At 72.8% G+C, this 17,503-nt stretch carries 18 protein-coding genes; 13 read left to right on the top strand and 5 right to left on the bottom strand.

Annotated elements, in window-relative coordinates; translation table 11 throughout:
• Window positions 1-25 precede the first annotated feature (25 nt).
• Genes sufC through BM339_RS39145 form a run of 4 tightly spaced genes read left to right on the top strand, consistent with a single transcriptional unit; the run spans window position 26 to window position 2,930 of the window.
• Window positions 26-790, top strand: a complete 765-nt coding sequence (gene sufC, locus BM339_RS39160; protein WP_021595160.1) for a Fe-S cluster assembly ATPase SufC — start codon at window positions 26-28, stop codon at window positions 788-790.
• Window positions 787-2,052: a cysteine desulfurase gene (locus BM339_RS39155; protein WP_021595161.1), complete on the top strand. Its 1,266-nt coding sequence runs from the start codon at window positions 787-789 to the stop codon at window positions 2,050-2,052. Before sufC ends, BM339_RS39155 begins: the two co-directional genes overlap by 4 nt.
• A gap of 57 nt (window positions 2,053-2,109) precedes the next feature.
• Window positions 2,110-2,568 carry a Fe-S cluster assembly sulfur transfer protein SufU gene (gene sufU / locus BM339_RS39150; RefSeq protein ID WP_075024163.1) on the top strand — a complete coding sequence of 153 codons (459 nt, stop codon included), beginning with the start codon at window positions 2,110-2,112 and terminating at the stop codon, window positions 2,566-2,568.
• Complete coding sequence (locus BM339_RS39145) at window positions 2,565-2,930, top strand: metal-sulfur cluster assembly factor (protein ID WP_075024162.1); 366 nt, start codon at window positions 2,565-2,567, stop codon at window positions 2,928-2,930. The genes sufU and BM339_RS39145 overlap by 4 nt, the downstream gene beginning before the upstream one ends.
• 49 nt (window positions 2,931-2,979) lie before the next feature.
• Here the strand turns inward: BM339_RS39145 and BM339_RS39140 are convergent, their stop codons facing one another.
• Complete coding sequence (locus BM339_RS39140) at window positions 2,980-3,549, bottom strand: hypothetical protein (protein WP_021595164.1); 570 nt, start codon at window positions 3,547-3,549, stop codon at window positions 2,980-2,982.
• Between the two features lie 154 nt (window positions 3,550-3,703).
• Between BM339_RS39140 and BM339_RS39135 the strand changes: the two genes are divergently transcribed.
• The gene (locus BM339_RS39135; RefSeq protein WP_075024161.1) at window positions 3,704-4,885 is read left to right on the top strand and encodes a sensor histidine kinase; all 1,182 of its coding nucleotides are present in this window, start codon (window positions 3,704-3,706) and stop codon (window positions 4,883-4,885) included.
• Window positions 4,882-5,559, top strand: coding sequence for a response regulator (locus BM339_RS39130; RefSeq protein ID WP_021595167.1), 678 nt, complete (start codon window positions 4,882-4,884; stop codon window positions 5,557-5,559). Before BM339_RS39135 ends, BM339_RS39130 begins: the two co-directional genes overlap by 4 nt.
• 16 nt (window positions 5,560-5,575) lie before the next feature.
• On the opposite strand, the gene BM339_RS39125 is transcribed toward BM339_RS39130, so the two are convergent.
• Window positions 5,576-6,706 carry an EAL domain-containing protein gene (locus BM339_RS39125; protein ID WP_075024160.1) on the bottom strand — a complete coding sequence of 377 codons (1,131 nt, stop codon included), beginning with the start codon at window positions 6,704-6,706 and terminating at the stop codon, window positions 5,576-5,578.
• A 121-nt stretch (window positions 6,707-6,827) separates the two neighbouring features.
• On the bottom strand, window positions 6,828-7,223 hold the full coding sequence (locus BM339_RS39120) for a hypothetical protein (protein WP_021596732.1): 396 nt from the start codon (window positions 7,221-7,223) through the stop codon (window positions 6,828-6,830).
• Between the two features lie 68 nt (window positions 7,224-7,291).
• On the opposite strand from BM339_RS39120, the gene BM339_RS39115 reads away from it, so the two are divergent.
• Genes BM339_RS39115 through BM339_RS39105 form a run of 3 tightly spaced genes read left to right on the top strand, consistent with a single transcriptional unit; the run spans window position 7,292 to window position 9,347 of the window.
• Window positions 7,292-7,930 (top strand): AIM24 family protein, encoded by a 639-nt coding sequence (locus BM339_RS39115; RefSeq protein WP_235206403.1) that lies wholly within the window; start codon window positions 7,292-7,294, stop codon window positions 7,928-7,930.
• On the top strand, window positions 7,930-8,583 hold the full coding sequence (locus BM339_RS39110) for an AIM24 family protein (protein ID WP_021596734.1): 654 nt from the start codon (window positions 7,930-7,932) through the stop codon (window positions 8,581-8,583). Before BM339_RS39115 ends, BM339_RS39110 begins: the two co-directional genes overlap by 1 nt.
• 2 nt (window positions 8,584-8,585) lie before the next feature.
• Window positions 8,586-9,347, top strand: a complete 762-nt coding sequence (locus tag BM339_RS39105; protein ID WP_021596735.1) for an AIM24 family protein — start codon at window positions 8,586-8,588, stop codon at window positions 9,345-9,347.
• Window positions 9,348-9,386: 39 nt separating this feature from the next.
• Here BM339_RS39105 and BM339_RS39100 read toward each other — a convergent pair whose 3' ends face one another.
• Window positions 9,387-10,178 (bottom strand): VOC family protein, encoded by a 792-nt coding sequence (locus tag BM339_RS39100; RefSeq protein ID WP_021596736.1) that lies wholly within the window; start codon window positions 10,176-10,178, stop codon window positions 9,387-9,389.
• A 334-nt stretch (window positions 10,179-10,512) separates the two neighbouring features.
• Here BM339_RS39100 and BM339_RS39095 point away from each other — a divergent pair, with 334 nt between their 5' ends.
• The 3 genes from BM339_RS39095 to BM339_RS39085 all read left to right on the top strand — a co-directional run bounded on the left by BM339_RS39095 (window position 10,513) and on the right by BM339_RS39085 (window position 13,408).
• Complete coding sequence (locus tag BM339_RS39095; RefSeq protein ID WP_075024159.1) at window positions 10,513-12,111, top strand: ABC-F family ATP-binding cassette domain-containing protein; 1,599 nt, start codon at window positions 10,513-10,515, stop codon at window positions 12,109-12,111.
• A gap of 116 nt (window positions 12,112-12,227) precedes the next feature.
• On the top strand, window positions 12,228-12,440 hold the full coding sequence (locus tag BM339_RS39090; protein WP_021596738.1) for a helix-turn-helix domain-containing protein: 213 nt from the start codon (window positions 12,228-12,230) through the stop codon (window positions 12,438-12,440).
• 146 nt (window positions 12,441-12,586) lie between these two features.
• Window positions 12,587-13,408 (top strand): enoyl-CoA hydratase/isomerase family protein, encoded by an 822-nt coding sequence (locus BM339_RS39085; RefSeq protein WP_021596739.1) that lies wholly within the window; start codon window positions 12,587-12,589, stop codon window positions 13,406-13,408.
• 42 nt (window positions 13,409-13,450) lie between these two features.
• Here BM339_RS39085 and BM339_RS39080 read toward each other — a convergent pair whose 3' ends face one another.
• Complete coding sequence (locus BM339_RS39080; protein WP_075024158.1) at window positions 13,451-15,367, bottom strand: Xaa-Pro dipeptidyl-peptidase; 1,917 nt, start codon at window positions 15,365-15,367, stop codon at window positions 13,451-13,453.
• 182 nt (window positions 15,368-15,549) lie between these two features.
• Between BM339_RS39080 and BM339_RS39075 the strand changes: the two genes are divergently transcribed.
• On the top strand, window positions 15,550-17,499 hold the full coding sequence (locus tag BM339_RS39075; RefSeq protein WP_412521002.1) for an ABC transporter ATP-binding protein: 1,950 nt from the start codon (window positions 15,550-15,552) through the stop codon (window positions 17,497-17,499).
• Window positions 17,500-17,503 lie beyond the last annotated feature (4 nt).

The raw sequence follows: 17,503 nt of genomic DNA, 5'->3' as shown, positions 1-17,503 counted from the left end.
CGCACGACGAAGGACTACACGCACTATGGCCACGCTAGAGATCCGCGACCTCCACGTCTCCGTCGGCGACGGCTCCGACGGGGCGAAGGAGATCCTGCGCGGGGTCGACCTGACCGTGAAGGCCGGCGAGACCCACGCGATCATGGGGCCGAACGGCTCCGGCAAGTCCACCCTCGCCTACGCGATCGCCGGCCACCCGAAGTACGAGGTGACCTCCGGCACGGTCACGCTGGACGGCGAGGACGTCCTCGCCATGTCGGTCGACGAGCGCGCCCGCGCCGGGCTGTTCCTCGCGATGCAGTACCCGGTCGAGGTGCCGGGCGTCTCGGTCTCCAACTTCCTGCGCTCGGCCGTGACCGCCGTCCGCGGCGAGGCCCCGAAGCTCCGCCAGTTCTCCAAGGAGATGAAGCAGGCGATGGACGGCCTGTCCATCGACCCGGCGTTCGCGCAGCGGAGCCTGAACGAGGGCTTCTCCGGCGGCGAGAAGAAGCGGCACGAGATCCTGCAGCTGGAGATGCTGAAGCCGAAGGTCGCGATCCTGGACGAGACCGACTCCGGCCTCGACGTCGACGCCCTCAAGGTCGTCTCCGAGGGCGTCAACCGGTTCGCCTCCGGTGACACCGGCGTCCTGCTCATCACGCACTACACCCGCATCCTGCGGTACGTGAAGCCCGACTTCGTGCACGTGTTCGCGGCCGGCCGCGTCGTCGCCGAGGGCGGGCCCGAGCTGGCCGACGAGCTGGAGAACGAGGGCTACGAGAAGTACTCGAAGGCGGGCGCTTCCCGATGAGCGATCTGCTGCCCGAGGAGATCAAGAAGGACTTCCCGCTGCTGGGGCGCACGGTGCGCGGCGGGCGTCCTCTGGTGTACCTCGACTCGGGCGCGACCTCGCAGAAGCCCGTCCGGGTGCTGGACGCCGAGCGTGCGTTCTACGAGCAGCACAACGCGGCACCGCACCGCGGTGCGCACCTGCTCGCCGAGGAGGCGACGGAGGCCTACGAGAACGCCCGCGCCTCGATCGCCCGGTTCATCGGCGCGACGCCCGGCGAGATCGTGTTCACCAAGAACGCGACCGAGGGCATCAACCTGGTCGCGTACGCGATGAGCAACGCGGCCACCGCGGGCCCGGAGGCCGGGCGGTTCGCCGTCGGCCCCGGCGACGAGGTCGTGGTGTCGGAGATGGAGCACCACGCCAACCTCGTCCCGTGGCAGCAGCTGTGCCTGCGGACCGGGGCGACGCTGCGCTGGTTCGGCATCACCGACGAGGGCCGGCTCGACCTCGCGAACCTCGACGAGCTGGTCAACGAGCGCACGAAGATCGTGGCGCTGACGCACCAGTCGAACGTGCTGGGGACCGTCCCGCCGGTCGAGCGGATCGTGGAGCGTGCCCACGCCGTCGGCGCGCTCGTGCTGCTGGACGCCGCGCAGTCGGTTCCGCACCAGCCGGTGGACGTCACCCGGCTGGGCGCCGACTTCCTCGCGTTCTCCGGGCACAAGATGCTGGGCCCGACCGGCATCGGCGTCCTGTGGGGGCGGAGCGAACTGCTGGAGGCCATGCCGCCGTTCATCACCGGCGGTTCCATGATCGAGGTCGTCCGGATGGAGGAGACCACGTTCATGCCGCCGCCGCAGCGGTTCGAGGCCGGCGTGCCGATGACGGCGCAGGCGGTCGGGCTCGGCGTGGCCTGCGACTACCTCGCCGAGATCGGCATGGACCGCGTGCACGCCCACGAGGAGGCCCTCGTCGCCTACTCGCTGGAGCGGCTCGGCGAGATCCCCGGCGTCCGCATCATCGGGCCCGGCACCACCGAGGCCCGCGGCGGCGCGGTGTCGTTCACCGTCGAGGACATCCACCCGCACGACGTCGGCCAGGTCCTGGACGACCTGGGCGTCGAGGTGCGCGTCGGCCACCACTGCGCGTGGCCGATCTGCCGCCGCTTCGGCATCCCGGCGACCACCCGCGCGACGTTCTACCTCTACAACACCCTCGGCGACGTGGACGCGCTCGCCGACGCGGTCCGGCAGGCCCAGAAGTTCTTCGGGACCGCCTGACAGGAACAGGCCGGGCCGGGCCCTGGTTGTAGCGAGGAAAGGCTTGGAAAGGACGACATGCAGCTGGAGGCGATGTACCAGGAGGTCATCCTGGACCATTACCGCAACCCCCTCCACAAGGGGTTGCGGGAGCCGTTCGAGGGCGAGGCGCACCACGTCAACCCCACGTGCGGCGACGAGGTGACGCTGCGCGTCCACCTGGACGGCGAGGGCCAGGCCGCCACGGTCGCCGACGTCTCCTACGACGCCATGGGCTGCTCGATCAGCCAGGCGAGCGCCTCGGTGATGTCCGACCTGGTCATCGGCAAGTCCGTGAAGGAGGCGATGGCGGTCGGCGAGGAGTTCCTGTCGCTGATGCAGTCCCGCGGCCAGGACGTCGAGCCCGACGAGGACGTCCTGGAGGACGCCATCGCCTTCGCCGGGGTCTCCAAGTACCCCGCCAGGATCAAGTGCGCCCTGCTCGCCTGGATGGCGTGGAAGGACGCGACCGCCCGCGCTCTCGGAGAGGCATCATGACCGACACGCCCGCGACCGACACCCCGGCGACCGACGCGCCCCTCGAGGAGGCGCTGTCCCCCGAGCAGGAGGAGGTCCTGGAGGCGCTGAAGGACGTCGTCGACCCCGAACTCGGCATCAACGTCGTCGACCTCGGCCTCGTCTACGGCGTCGACCTGTCCGACGAGGTCGCCACCCTGGACATGACGCTGACCAGCGCCGCCTGCCCGCTCACCGACGTGATCGAGGACCAGGCGCACTCCGCCCTGGACGGCCTGGTCAAGGACGTCAAGATCAACTGGGTCTGGCTCCCGCCGTGGGGCCCCGACAAGATCACCGACGACGGCCGCGACCAGCTCCGCGCCCTCGGCTTCAACGTCTGACCGCACCGCACCGTGAGGCCGCGCCCCGCCCGGGGCGCGGCCTCACGCGTCATCGGGGCCGCGCGTGCTCGGCGTGCTCCGCGGCGTCCTTGGGTCTGGGCGGCCAGAGGGTGGTGGTGATCGGCCACAGGGACCAGATCGCCAGGACCGTGCCGAGGCGCCCCAGCCAGCCGCCGAGGGCCTCCGTGCGGTCGCCGTCGTCGACGAGGGCGATCATGCCGAGGAGGAGCCCGCAGGCGATCGCGGTCGCCAGGGCGGCCTTCCCGAACTCGCGCCACTCGTAGCGGACGCGGGCCGCCCCGTACTTGGGCCTGCCGCGCGGCGGGGGACCGCCGGCGAAGCGGTGCGCGAACCGCTCGTCGGCCCAGCGGACCATGCTGTGGCCGAAGGCGACGGAGTATCCGAGGTAGGCGGCGGCCAGGCCGTGGCCGGTGCCCGCGGTCGCGCCGCCGCGCAGGTCGATCACCGTGGCGGCCAGCAGGACCAGGTCGATCAGCGGGACGCACAGCAGGAGCGCCGCGCCGGTGCGGCGGAGGCGCAGCGGGTAGCGGGCGGCGAGACCGGCCGCCAGCACGACCCAGAACCCGATCTCGCACGCCGCGATGATCCCTATCAGCACGTGACCTCCCTGCTGGACACCGGATTCCATCGTCTGTCCGGTCAGCGCGCGGAATCGTCCTCTGGGGTGAGGTTCCGCGGGTCCTCCGAAGGATGTACGGGGGCTCCTCACGCGGGTGGACGGCGGACCCCGGCGGGGATGCTGTGATGGAGGCGTGCACAGGCTCCGACGTCTCACCACCCGGCAGGACGCCCTGATCGCCGCGGCCGCGCTCGCCGGCGGGCTGGCGGTGCTGGCGGCGCACGGGTACACGCTGTGGTCCAAGGACTGGGACGTGTCGCTGTGGGTGCGGCTCGTGCCACTGTCCGGGCTCTGCCTCGCGATGCTGCTCCGGCGGACGGCCCCGATCACCGGGCTGCTGGTGGCGACGCCGTTCAACGTCGCCGACGTGGTCTTCGGGCCGAGCCTGGCCACCGCGATGATCTACGGGGACGCGCTGTACGCGGCGAGCCTGTACGGGCGCCGCCGCACCGCGGAGTGGCTGCTCGGCGTGACGCTCGCGGGCAGCCTCGCGGTGGCGGCCGGGGTCGCGATCGCGCTGCACGGCGTCGCCGTCGGGGTGGTGGGCGGTTCGGTCGCCGGGGTCGTGTGGGTGGCGCCGGTGCTGACCGCGATGGCCGTCCGGGAGCACCGGGAGCGGGCGGAGGCGGAGCGGCAGCGGGCCGAGCAGGTCGCGCGGCTGGCCGAGATGGACCGGCGGGCCGCGGTGACCGCCGAGCGCGCCCGGATGGCCCGCGAGCTGCACGACGTGATCGCCAACCATCTGAGCGCGGTCGCGCTGCACTCCTCGGCCGTCCTGAAGGTGCCCGACCTCGACCGGGACGGGGTGAACCGGGCCATGGAGGTCATCCGGGAGAACAGCGTCCAGGGCCTGGCCGAGATGCGCCGGATGATCGGGCTGCTGCGGGAGGGCGGCGCGGAGGACCCGGCCGCCCAGCCGCGGCTGGCCGAGCTCGGGCGGCTCGTCCGGGGCAGCGCGCGGTCGGACCTGTCGGCGCGGCTGGAGGTCACCGGCGACCCGCCCGAGCTGCCGGCGGCGGTCGAGCTGGCCGCCTACCGGATCGTCCAGGAGGCGCTGACCAACGCGCTGAAGCACGCCGGGCCCGGCCACGCCGACGTGCGGGTCGCCTACGGCGGCAGGCGCGTGGTGATCGACGTGCTCAGCCCGCTGGGCCGGGACGGCTCGCGGCTGCCCGGCACCGGAAGCGGCCTGGTCGGGATGCGCGAGCGGGCCGTCATGCTCGCCGGGGAGTTCGACGCGGGCCCGGACGGCGCGCACTGGCGCGTGCACGCCGAGCTGCCCGTCGACCATCTGCAGGGTGGGAGGGCGTCATGATCGAGGTGCTGGTCGCCGACGACCAGGCGGCGGTGCGGGCGGGCCTGGTGCTGATCCTCGGGTCCGCCCCCGACGTCCGGGTGGTCGGGGAGGCCGCCGACGGGGCGCGGGCGGTGGAGCTGGCCCGGGAGCTGCGCCCGGACGTGGTGCTCATGGACGTGCGCATGCCCCGCCTGGACGGCATCGCCGCCACCCGGGAGATCGCGGGCTTCACCGACGTCCTGGTGCTGACGACGTTCGACATGGACGAGTACGTGTTCGGCGCCCTGCGGGCGGGGGCCGCCGGGTTCCTGCTCAAGGACGTCGACGCCGACAGGCTGGTGGACGCCGTGCGGACCGTGGCGGCGGGGGAGGGGATCATCGCCCCGAAGGTCACCCGGCGGCTCATCGGCGCCTTCGCGTCCCGGCCCGCCGCGCCCGCGGAGACGCCGGGCCTGGACGAGCTGACGCCGCGCGAGCGGGAGGTGTTCCGGTGCCTCGGCGAGGGGCTGTCCAACGGGCAGATCGCGGCCCGCCTCGCCATGGCCGAGACGACCACCAAGACGCACGTCAGCCGCATCCTCGGCAAGCTCGGGCTCGCCAGCCGCGTCCAGGCGGCCATCCTCGCCCAGGAGACGGCCGCTCGCGGCCTTTTCCCCCTTGATCCACATAAAGGATCATCCGGGGCGTCCTGAGCCCGCAGCGGCGATCTCAGCGCGACATCGCCCGGATCAGGTCGGCGACGCGGACGATGCCGAGGCAGCGCCCCACCTCGTCCACCACGACCAGGTCGTCGTAGACGCGGTCGTCGTCCGCCCCCGCGGCGCGCAGCGCGGCGACCGCCGGGACGGTGCGCGGCACCGGCCGCGGCGGGTCGGCGAGCCGCGCGGCCGGCCTCCGCGCGTGCAGGGCGTGCCCGTAGGCGCCCGACAGCTGGAGCAGGAACCGGGTCCGGTGGACGGTGTGCAGGGGACGCTGCCGGTCGTCCACGAGGACGACGCAGGTCGCGCCGGTCTCGGCGGTCAGCACGTCGAGGACCTCGCCCGCGGTCGCCGTGTGCGGCAGCGACACCGCGGGCAGCGTGAACTCCGACACCCGCGGGCCGAGGTCGGCGCCGGGCCGCGGGGGCGCCGCGTGCCCGGCCGTCACCGGGATGCTGACCGGCATGCCGGGGCGCCACTCCGGCGGCGCGAGGGCCGGCCCCTGGACGAGCCGGACGCCCGCCGCGCGCAGGTGCATCACCTGGTCGGGCGTCGCCATGCCGGGCGCGAGGACGTGCGTCTCCAGCCGGTGCGCCAGCTCCACCAGGCCCGCCACGAGCTCCGACCGGCGGGGCTCGGTGAGCGCGGCGCGGGCCAGCTCGGGGTCGAGCTTGAGCAGATAGGACGCGCCGTCCGCCATCAGGTCCAGCGGGGCGTGCGCGGAGCCGAGCCCGGCGAGCCCGACGAGGTAGCCGGTGCGGCGCAGCGCCGAGAGCGCGGCGTTCAGGGGCGGGCGCCGGGCGGGTGGGAACCCGCCGGTGACGCAGAGGATGATCTCCTGCGGGCGCCGGCCGGTGCGGCCGAGCCCGCGGTGCAGCTCGCCCAGCAGGTCCTCGCCCGCCGCGAGGGTCTCGGCGCGCAGCCCGATCTGCAGCGGCAGCGGCGTGCCGAGGCCGGCGGCGGCGCGGGCCGCCTCGACCGCGCGGCGCACGTCCTCGGAGGCGGGGTCGGATCGCACCGGCGCCCGGGACGGCGCGGCGTGCGCCTCCACGGCGACGACGGCGCCCGTGCCGAGGTCGACGACGGGATGGAAGACCGCCCTGGCCGGGAGGAGCGCATCGAGGGTGTCGGTGGCGGACACACGCGCATCATGACCCCCATACGACGACGAAACCACACCTGTCAGGAGAAGTTAACCGACAGTTCTTCCAGGTCGCGGCCATGGACGACGGAGGGATGGACGACGGACGGGAGGCGGAGCGTCACAGCCCGCGGCCGGCGGCCGCCGCCGACAGCAGGTACGTCACCCCGGCGACGGCCGCCAGCCACGCGTAGGGGGCGACGTCGGCGCCGCGCAGCGCCTGGACGACGAGCGCGGCGACGACCGCGACGGTCAGCATGTCGCCCGTCATGGCGGCGGCGCGCAGGTGCGCGCGGGCCCGGGTGCCGGACCCGAACGACTCGCTGAACGGCAGCGCCGGCTCGTTGCGCCGGTACGCGAGGTAGGCGGCGTACCCGGCGAGCGCGGCGAGCGCGACCAGGGCCGTTCCCGACCGCCCGTCGGCGGCCAGCACGGCCCCGACCACCACACCGGCGCCGAGGACGAGCCCTGGCACGGCCCAGCGGCTGAGACTGCGGCGTTCGGGAGCGATCCACATGGCGCTCATCCTCCCTGATCCGCGCGTGCGGCGGACCGTCAACGCGCCGGGCGGTATCTTCTCGCATCGTGGCGCAATTTCGGTTGAACGGCTCGAAGATGCTCGCCGTCGACCTCGGCGGGGAGACCATCAGGGCGCTGAACGGCTCCATGGTCGCCTACGAGGGGCAGATGGCGTTCAAACGGCAGGGCATGACGGGCGGCGAGGGCCTGCGCGGCGCCCTCAAGCGCAGGATCGCCGGCGAGGGCATGACCCTCATGGAGATCACCGGGCAGGGGACGGTCTACCTGGCGAGCGAGGCGACGGAGGTCACGCTCGTCCAGCTCACCGGCGACACGCTCTTCGTGGAGTCGGAGAGCCTCCTCGCCCTCGACGGGAACCTGCAGACCGGCGTGCAGTTCGTCGGCCTGCGGGGCATGGGCACCGGCCAGGGGCTCGCCACCACCAAGGTGGACGGCCACGGGACGGTCGCGATCCTCTCCCAGGGGCCCGCGATCGCGCTGGAGGTGACACCGCAGACGCCGCTGTGCGTCGACCCGCACGCCTACGTCTGCCATCACGGGCAGCTCCAGCAGGACGTGGTCACCGACGTCAACTGGCGGACGGTGATAGGCCAAGGATCGGGGGAGAGCGTGCAGTTCCGGTATCAGGGGCACGGGCTGGTCTACGTCCAGCCCGCTGAACGCGGTGGAATCTTGGAGATCTGATGCCGGGCTACCAGTCGATCAACTCCAAGATGCTCCAGGTGCCGATCGGGCCGGGGCAGGAGGTCTACAGCAAGCGCGGCGCGATGCTCGCCTACACCGGGCCGGTGTCGTTCGCCCCGTCCACCACGGCCGGGCAGAGCATGGGCGGCGCCATCGGGCGCGCCGTCGCCGGCGAGCGCAGCGCGATGATGCACGTGACCGGGCAGGGCACCGTCATGTTCGGCCACGGCGGCCTGCACGTCACGGTCATCGACCTGAACGGCGCCGACACCCTGTACGCCGAGGCCGACCGGCTCCTGGTGCACGACGCGACCCTGCAGGTCGGGACGATGTTCATGGGCGAGCAGGGCGGCGTCCGCGGGATCGTCCGCGGCGCGGTCACCGGGCAGGGCCTGTTCACCACGACGCTCACGGGGCACGGCTCGTGCGCGCTGCTGTCGCACGGCGGCGTGATGGAGCTGCCGATCGGCCCGCAGCGTCCCGTGCACGTCGACCCGCAGGCCTACGTGGCCCACCGCGGCCAGGTGGAGAACAAGCTCACCGCCGCGGCAGGCCTGCGCGACCTGGTCGGTCGCGGCTCCGGCGAGGCGTTCCAGCTGCAGCTGAGCGGTTCCGGCGTCGTCTACGTCCAGGCCAGCGAGAGGAAGATCTGACCGTGAGCACGTTCGGCACGCAGACCTGGAACCCGCACACCCTCCCGGCCAACGACAACGTCAACCCCTACGCCTTCAGCGTCGACCTCAACGGGCAGTGGTTCGCGCAGAAGGGCAAGATGATCGCCTACTACGGGCAGATCAGGTTCGAGGCGCTGTCGGCGGGCCCGCTGGACTCCCTCGTCGCGCACGCCTTCAACTCGCCGCTGTACGCGCAGGACTGGATCGTCGCGCAGGGGCAGGGCAAGCTCGTCCTCGCCGACCGCGGGTTCGACGTCAACTCCTTCGACCTGGAGAACGGCAACCTGACCGTCCGGGCCGGGAACCTGCTGGCGTTCGAGCCCGGCCTGGAGCTCAAGCAGTCGATCATCCCCGGGTTCCTGACGCTGATCGGCACGGGGCGGTTCGTGGCCGCCTCCAACGGGCCCGTCCACTTCGTGGAGCCGCCGATCCGGGTCGACCCGCAGGCGCTGCTCGGCTGGGCCGACTGCCCCTCCCCGTGCCACCACTACGACCACTCCTACATGCGCGGGGCGTTCGGCGCCGCCCGGATGGTCTTCGGGATCGGCGGCTCGTCGGGCGAGGAGCACCAGTTCGACTTCACCGGCCAGGGGACCGTGCTGATGCAGTCGTCCGAGGTCGTGATGAACGAGGACGTCCTGCTGCGCGACCTGGAGGGCCAGATCGGGCTGGTGGGCACGTCCGGCCTCCAGCGGCTCCAGCAGACGATCACCCGGCGGCTGTCGGCCGAGCGCCAGGGCTGAGCCCCCCGGGGGCCCGGACGCCGGGCCCCCGGGCAGGCGTCACGCCTCGGGGTCGGGCGCGGGCTTCATCACGTGGAACGGCACCCCGAACGGGTCGCGGACGGCCGCCGACCGCCCGTACGGGCTGTCCTGCGGCTCGGCGTCGACCGTGCCGCCTCCCGCGCGGACCTTGCGGACCGCCTCGTCGGCGTCGTCGACGGCGAAGTACGTCGTCCAGGACGAGACGGGCCCGCCGCCGCCGAGGACGATGGTCGAGCCGCCGAGGATGCCGCCGATGTAGCGGCCGTCGCCGGGGCGCTTCAGGGCGGTGTAGTCCATGCCGGGCACCGCCTCCGGCTCGTAGCCGAACACCGCCGTGTAGAACTCGCCGGCGGCCGCCGAGTCCTGCGTGACCAGCTCGTTCCAGACGAACGACCCGGGGTCGTTGACGATCCGCGAGCCCGGGTGGTTGCGGCCCTGCCACAGGCCGAACTGCCCGCCCTGCGGGTCCCTGACGATCGCCATGCGCCCCAGGTCCATCACGTCCATGGCCGGGACGACGACCTCGCCGCCCGCGTCCGTGACGCGCTTGACGGTCCCGTCGCAGTCGTCGGCGGCGAAGTAGACGTCCCACCAGTACACGTCCGGCTCGTCCTCGGGGTTCGTCATCATCCCGGCGACGGGCTCGCCGCGCAGGGTGCACAGGTTGTAGTGGCCGCCCTCCGGCCCCGTGTCCTCGAACCGCCAGCCGAAGAGCTCCCCGTAGAACGTCTTGGCCCGGTCGAGGTCGGGCACGCCGATGTCGAGCCAGTTGGGCGTCCCGTCGGGCACGTTGCCCGTGACATGGGTCATCCGACTCACACTCCTTCGTGCTGGGACCGTTGGCCCCGATGTCGTCCCGTCGCACGTCCCCCACCGTCCATCCTCGCCCCGCGAGCCCCGTTCACACATCCGCCGGGCACCATGGGCATGGCCGGGACCGGCATGGCCGGGTCCGGCCGCCGTTCTCCGGCCCCCACCCGCCGCGGCCGGGCGGACGAGCCCGGCCCGGCCGTCACGTACACTGGACGGATGGTTCCGCTCCCGAACTGACAGGCCGCACAGCGCGCCCCGGTCACGCGACCGCGCGGCGCGCTGTTTCGTGCGTCCGTCCATCGAGCCGTCCCTCCAGGGGAGCCCAGTCACTGTGATCATCGCGAAAGACGTCGAGCTGCGCGCCGGTTCCCGGCTGCTGATCGAGGCCGCCACGTTCCGGGTCAACCCCGGCGACCGGGTCGGCTTCGTCGGCCGCAACGGCGCCGGCAAGACGACCCTCACCAAGGTCCTGGCGGGGGAGGCGCTGCCCGCGCAGGGCGCCGTGACGTCCTCCGGCACGATCGGCTACCTGCCGCAGGACCCGCGCGGCGTCGACCTGGCCGAGCTGGCCCGCGACCGGATCCTGTCCGCCCGCGGGCTGGACGAGGTGATCCGCGAGCTGCGCGCCGCGGAGGACGCCATGGCGACCGCGACGGGCGCCGACCGCGACAAGGCCGTCCGCCGGTACGGGCGCCTGGAGGAGCGGCTGCACGTGCTCGGCGGCTACGGCGCGGAGGCGGAGGCCGCGTCGATCGCCTCCAGCCTCGGCCTCCCCGACCGGGTGATGACCCAGCCGCTCGGGACGCTGTCGGGCGGCCAGCGGCGCCGGGTCGAGCTGGCCCGCATCCTGTTCTCCGGCGCCGACACGCTGCTGCTGGACGAGCCGACGAACCACCTGGACGCCGACTCGGTCGTGTGGCTCCGCGACTTCCTCAAGGGCCACCAGGGCGGCCTCGTGGTGATCAGCCACGACGTGGAGCTGCTGGACGCGGTGGTCAACCGGGTGTTCCACCTGGACGCCAACCGGTGCGTCGTCGACATCTACAACGTCGGCTGGAAGAAGTACCTCGACCAGCGCGAGACCGACGAGCGGCGCCGCAAGCGCGAGTCCGCCAACGCGCATCGGCAGGCCTCGGCGCTGCTGTCGCAGGCCGACAAGATGCGCGCGAAGGCCACCAAGGCGAAGGCCGCCCAGCAGATGGACCGGCGCGCCCGGCAGCTCCTGGCGGGCGTCGAGGGGGAGCGGCAGGCCGACAAGGTCGCCAAGATCCGCTTCCCGGACCCGGCTCCGTGCGGCAAGACCCCCCTCACCGCGGAGGGTTTGTCGAAATCGTACGGATCTTTGGAGATTTTCACCGACGTGGACCTGGCCGTCGACCGGGGCAGCCGCGTCGTCGTCCTCGGCCTTAACGGCGCCGGGAAGACGACGCTGCTGCGCCTGCTGGCGGGCGTCGACAAGCCCGACACAGGCGCGGTGGTCCCCGGCCACGGCCTGCGAATCGGCTACTACGCCCAGGAGCACGAGACCCTGGACGTCGAGCGGTCCGTGCTGGAGAACATGCAGTCGGCCGCGCCCGGCATGATGCCGGTCGAGGTCCGCAAGATCCTCGGCTCGTTCCTGTTCTCCGGCGACGACGTCGACAAGCCCGCAGGCGTGCTGTCCGGCGGCGAGAAGACCCGGCTGGCGCTGGCCATGCTCGTGGTGTCCAGCGCCAACGTGCTGCTGCTGGACGAGCCCACCAACAACCTCGACCCGGCCAGCCGCGCGGAGATCCTCGGGGCGCTGCGGACGTTCGCCGGAGCCATCGTCCTGGTCACCCACGACGAGGGCGCGGTCGAGGCGCTCGCGCCGGAAAGAGTGATTTTGCTCCCGGATGGTGTGGAAGATATCTGGAGTGACGAGTTTGCCGATCTGGTGGCGCTCGCGTGACCTGCGGGGTGACTTCCGCAGATCTTTTCTGGCCGAGTGGGTAGCCGAACCGGCGGGAATGACTGATCATGGCGGGGGATAACGCAGCGGTCACCACATCACTACGGGAGGTACTCGTGGCCGAGACCCTCAAGAAGGGCACCCGCGTGACCGGTGCCGAGCGCGACAAGCTGGCGGCGGACCTGAAGAAGAGGTACGACTCCGGCGAGAGCATCCGCGCCCTGGCAGCCGCCACCGGCCGCTCGTACGGTTTCATCCACCGGATTCTGACCGAGTCCGGCGTCAACCTGCGCGGTCGCGGTGGCGCGACCCGGGGCAAGAAGTCCTGAACGGACACCGGCCCCCGGATGAGCGCACCGCCTGACCCGGCGCCGCGACCGGCCGAGTAAGGTTCGGTCGCGGCGGCGGACAGGTTCCGGGTCCCGCCCCGTGGACGGCGGGGCGGGCCCGGCTTGGCTCATCGAAAGGACGGCCCATGGGGGACGCGACGACCGGCGTGCGGCCGGAAACGGCCACCGGCCCTTCCCAGGAGGGCCCCGCACCGGCGGACCTCGAAGAGGCGGGGCTCCGCCTGGACGTGGACGGCGCGGTCGCGACCGTCACCCTGAACCGGCCCGAGCGGCGCAACGCCATGACCTTCACCACGTGGCGCGGGCTCGCCGCGATCGGGCGCTCCCTGCCCCCGGACGTGCGCGTCGTGGTCCTGCGGGGCGAGGGCCCGTCGTTCTCGGCGGGCATCGACCTCGGCATGTTCTCGGGCGGCGGCGAGGGCTTCGCCGACGGCGCCGACGCCGAGGGCACCGACCGCTTCATCGCCGAGTTGCAGGAGGGCTACACCTGGCTGCGGCGCCCCGGCATCGTCAGCGTGGCGGCGGTGCACGGCCACGCCATCGGCGCCGGCTTCCAGCTCGCGCTGGCCTGTGACATCCGCGTCGTGGCCGACGACGCCAAGTTCTGCATGAAGGAGCCCGCGCTCGGGCTCGTCCCCGACCTGACCGGCACCAAGCCGCTCGTCGAGATCGTCGGCATCGGACGCGCCCTGGAGCTGTGCCTGACCGCCCGGACCGTCCCCGCCGAGGAAGCGGCGCGGATCGGCCTCGCCGAGACCCTGGTGCCGCGCGACGGCCTGGACGCCGCCGTCCGCGACCTGGTCGGCGCGCTGCTCGCCGTCAACCCCGGGGCGGCCGTGGCGACCAAGCGGCTGCTGTGGGAGGCGGCCGAGAACTCCCTCGACGAGCAGTGCGCCGCCGAGCGCCGCGAGCAGATCGGCCGGCTCCGCGAGCTCTTCGGCAAATGACCGGTGGGCCGGAGACGCGCACGCCCCCGGCCCGTCCGAGATCTACTTGAGGGACTCCGCTCCGCCGCGCGCCAGCGGCAGCAGCACCCTGCTGACGCCCGGCCGCACGGTGACCTCGGTCCCCGCCGGGTAGCGGAGCGTGTAGTCGTAGTCGGTCGACAGCAGGACGACGCCGAGCCGGTGCCCGGCCTTCACGACGTAGTCGGTGGGTTCGAGGTCCCACCGGAACGTGTAGGTGCGGCCCGGCTCGACCGGGTCGGTGCGGCCGAGGCCGTGCCGGTTCCGCGCGTCCAGCCACCCCCGCGTGACGATCTTGTAGGGGGCCGTCTCGGTCCGCAGCACCTGCCGGGTCGTGCAGCCGGAGTCGCCCGGCACGCTCTGCCCGAAGCAGACCTCCTGGCCGGTGCCGTCGCGGGCGCCCGTGGGACGGGCGTCGGTGCCGTAGTCGACCAGCAGCGCCGTCAGGTACGGCGACCGCCCGTCGAGCGATGCCCGCAGCGACACGGAAGGGATGCCGTCCACCCGGACGGGCCGGGGCAGCGGCCCGGTCAGGTAGGCGAGCCGGTTCGGGTCGGCCTGATTCTCGTTGACCAGGAGCTGCTCGGCGGTGCGGGTCTTGCCGGCGTCGGTGAACGACTGCGGCCCGCCGGGCACCGGGCGCGGGCCGAGGGTGCCGGGCTGTCCGGCCGGCCCGGCGTTCAGGCTCACCGGGACGGTGCGGGTGCCCGGGACGGGCCAGTCCCTCGCCGTCTCCCACGTCCCGTCGGCGCGCTCGACGTCGACGCGCGGTTCCTTCTCGATCCCGTTGCGGATGCCGTAGAGGTACCGGTCGAACCAGTGGTGCGTCTGCCGCAGCCACTCCTCGACGCGCCACCGGAACGGCGTGGCGTGGTTGCCCTGGTGCAGCCACAGCTTGCGCGGCACACCGGCTTTCTTGAGGGCGTTCCACCACTGCACGGAGTTCTTGACCTTGACGTTCCAGTCGTTCAGCCCGTGCACGACCATGACCGCGGCGCGGACGTCGCGCGCCTGACCGACGTAGTCGCGTTCGGCCCACACCTTGGAGTAGTCGCCGGTCTCCCGGTCCTGGGTCGCCTCGATGTCGTCGATGACCTTCGCGCAGACCTCGGGGTTCTGCCGGGTGAGCACCGCCTTGGCCAGGACGTCCAGGTCCTCGCCCTGGAAGCCGCCGGGCGCGACGACGCCGCCGTTCGCGCGGTAGTAGTCGTACCAGCTGGAGATCCCGGCGATCGGGACGATCGCCTTCAGCCCCCGCACGCCGGTGGCGGCGGCCATGTTCGGCAGGGTCCCGTTGTAGGACTGGCCGATCATGCCGACGTCGCCGGTGGACCAGGCCGCCTTCACCGGCTTCCCGTCGGGCGACCAGCCCCGGGCGCGGCCGTTGAGCCAGTCGACGGCGGCCTTGGCGCCCGCCTGCTCGCTGCGGTCGCCGGACGTCGGGCAGCCGGTCGAGCCGCCCGTCCCGATGCTGTCGAGGTTCGCGACGGCGTACCCGCGCGGCAGGAAGTAGTTGTCGTAGTAACCGGGGAAGATCTCCGCGAGGTTCCGGTGCGTCGTGGTCAGCGAGCGCGCCCGCGCGTCGCCGATGTCGACGGGGTGGTTCGGGACGTCGTTGATGCCGGCCCAGTACGGGCTGGGCTCCAGGATCGTGGGTACCTTGAGACCGGCGGTGGCGGTCTCCTTCGGCCGCATGATCCGCATCTGCACGCGGTCCCGCACGCCGTCGCGGTCGCTGTCGGCGGTCGTCTCGATCATGACGGTCTGGGTGACGGCGTCGGCGCGGGAGAACACCGGCTGGGTCTCGCCGCCCCGCACGGTCACCTGGTGCGCGCCGGGGGCCGGCCTCGTGGGTCCGGCCGCCGCCGCGGGCGCCGCGGTCGCGGCGAGGGCGGCGGTGAGGGTGATCACGCCGGCGCCGCCGGCGAGGCGTCTTCTCATGGGGGCTCCTGGGGGGTGTGAGCCTGGCGGTGACGATCACGCTCGCACCGGCGGGACGCCTTGTCCAGAGGCGGTTACGCCGTGAGCGGAGCCGGGAAGGCACGAGGCCGGGCGCGCGTTGACCCGGCCGGACACTTGAGATGCTTACTTGATTACGTCGACATCCGGAGGCGCTCGTGGGAATGCCGGGAATGCCGGGCAACGGCTGGCAGGTGATGGCCTCGTTCCGCAAGGACAGCTCCGTCACCCGGCAGAAGCTCAAGCCCGGCACCGTGCGGCGGATCGCGGGCTACGCCCGGCCCTACGTCCGCGAGCTGGTGCTGTTCCTCGGGCTGAACACGATCTCCGCGCTGATCGTCGTCGCCAACCCGCTGCTGCTCAAGGGGATCATCGACCAGGGCATCGTGCCCGGACGGCAGGGCATCGTCATCTGGCTCGCCGCCGCCGTCGCCGGGCTCGCCGTGGTCGAGGCGGTGCTGGGCCTCGTGCAGCGCTGGTACTCGGCGCGCGTCGGCGAGGGACTGATCTACGACCTGCGCAGCCAGGTGTTCGCGCACGTCCAGCGGCAGCCCGTCGCGTTCTTCATGCGGGCGCAGACGGGCTCGCTCGTCAGCCGCCTCAACAACGACGTCATCGGCGCGCAGCGCGCCCTCACCACCACCCTGTCGTCGGTGGTGTCCAACGTGATCAGCCTGGTCCTGGTGCTGGTGACGATGCTGATCCTGTCGTGGCAGGTCACGCTGATCGCGCTGCTGCTCCTGCCGATCTTCATCCTGCCGGCCAAGTGGGTCGGCAAGCGGCTCCAGCGCGTCAGCCGCGAGCAGATGGTGCTGGACGCCGAGATGGGCTCGCTGATGACCGAGCGGTTCAACGTCGCCGGCGCCATGCTCGCCAAGCTCTACGGCCGCCCCGCCGAGGAGGAGGAGAACTTCTCCGGGCGCGCCGCCCGCGTCCGCGACGTCGGGATCGTGGCCGCCATGTACGGGCGGGTCTTCTTCACCGCGCTGACGCTGGTCGCCGCGCTCGCCACCGCCATGGTCTACGGCGTCGGCGGCTACCTGGTCGTGGACGGCACCTTCCAGCTGGGCACGCTCGTCGCGCTCGCCACCCTGCTGACCCGCATGTACGGGCCGCTCACCGCCCTGTCGAACGTCCACGTCGACGTGATGACCGCGCTGGTGAGCTTCGACCGGGTCTTCGAGGTGCTCGACCTCAAGCCGCTCATCCGCGACCGCGACGGCGCCCGCGCGCTCGCCGAGGCGCGCTCCTCGGGGAACGGCGGCGGGCCCGCCCTGACCAAGGCGCCGGCGATCGAGTTCGACCGCGTCCGGTTCGCCTACCCGTCGGCGGAGGAGGTGTCGCTGGCCTCGCTGGAGTCGATCGCGCGCACCGACACCGCGCCCGGCCGGGAGGTGCTGCACGACGTGTCCTTCAGCGCCGCGCCGGGGCAGCTCGTGGCGCTGGTCGGGCCGTCCGGCGCCGGCAAGTCGACGATCACGCACCTGGTGTCGCGGCTCTACGACGTGTCCGGCGGCGCGGTGCGGATCGGGGGCGCCGACGTCCGCGACGTCACCCTGGAATCGCTGCGGGCCGAGGTCGGCGTCGTCAGCCAGGACGCGCACCTGTTCCACGACTCGATCCGCGAGAACATGCGCTACGCGCGCCCGGACGCCACCGACGAGGAGATCCTCGCCGCGCTGGACGCCGCGCAGATCGGCGATCTCGTCGGCGCGATGCCCGAGGGCCTGGACACCGTGGTCGGCGATCGCGGCTACCGGCTGTCGGGCGGGGAGAAGCAGCGCCTCTCGATCGCCCGGCTGCTGCTCAAGGCGCCTTCGGTGGTCGTCCTCGACGAGGCGACCGCGCACCTGGACTCCGAGTCCGAGGCGGCCGTCCAGCGGGCGCTGCGCACCGCGCTCGCGGGCCGGACGTCCCTGGTGATCGCGCACCGGCTGTCCACGATCCGGGAGGCCGACCAGATCCTGGTGATCGAGGAGGGCCGGGTGGCCGAGCGCGGCCGGCACGAGGAGCTGCTGCTGGAGGGCGGCCTGTACGCCGAGCTGTACCGCACGCAGTTCTCCCGCCGCCGCGAGGAGGAGGAGCGGGAGACCGAGCCGCTCGGCGCCGAATGACGGC

It is taken from the genome of Actinomadura madurae, assembly GCF_900115095.1.
Lineage (GTDB): Bacteria > Actinomycetota > Actinomycetes > Streptosporangiales > Streptosporangiaceae > Spirillospora > Spirillospora madurae.
The sequence above is the reverse complement of the archived record's forward strand: the minus strand, read 5'-3'. Positions and strand labels throughout refer to the sequence as shown.

Bases quoted from the DNA above. Each gene is read 5' to 3' on its own strand.
- BM339_RS39100 (WP_021596736.1), bottom strand. From the start codon at position 10,178: ATGACCCATGTCACGGGCAACGTGCCCGACGGGACGCCCAACTGGCTC.
- BM339_RS39145 (WP_075024162.1), top strand. From the start codon at position 2,565: ATGACCGACACGCCCGCGACCGACACCCCGGCGACCGACGCGCCCCTC.
- BM339_RS39080 (WP_075024158.1), bottom strand. From the start codon at position 15,367: ATGAGAAGACGCCTCGCCGGCGGCGCCGGCGTGATCACCCTCACCGCC.
- sufU (WP_075024163.1), top strand. From the start codon at position 2,110: ATGCAGCTGGAGGCGATGTACCAGGAGGTCATCCTGGACCATTACCGC.
- BM339_RS39110 (WP_021596734.1), top strand. From the start codon at position 7,930: ATGCCGGGCTACCAGTCGATCAACTCCAAGATGCTCCAGGTGCCGATC.
- BM339_RS39130 (WP_021595167.1), top strand. From the start codon at position 4,882: ATGATCGAGGTGCTGGTCGCCGACGACCAGGCGGCGGTGCGGGCGGGC.
- BM339_RS39155 (WP_021595161.1), top strand. From the start codon at position 787: ATGAGCGATCTGCTGCCCGAGGAGATCAAGAAGGACTTCCCGCTGCTG.
- sufC (WP_021595160.1), top strand. From the start codon at position 26: ATGGCCACGCTAGAGATCCGCGACCTCCACGTCTCCGTCGGCGACGGC.
- BM339_RS39120 (WP_021596732.1), bottom strand. From the start codon at position 7,223: ATGTGGATCGCTCCCGAACGCCGCAGTCTCAGCCGCTGGGCCGTGCCA.
- BM339_RS39075 (WP_412521002.1), top strand. From the start codon at position 15,550: ATGCCGGGAATGCCGGGCAACGGCTGGCAGGTGATGGCCTCGTTCCGC.
- BM339_RS39085 (WP_021596739.1), top strand. From the start codon at position 12,587: ATGGGGGACGCGACGACCGGCGTGCGGCCGGAAACGGCCACCGGCCCT.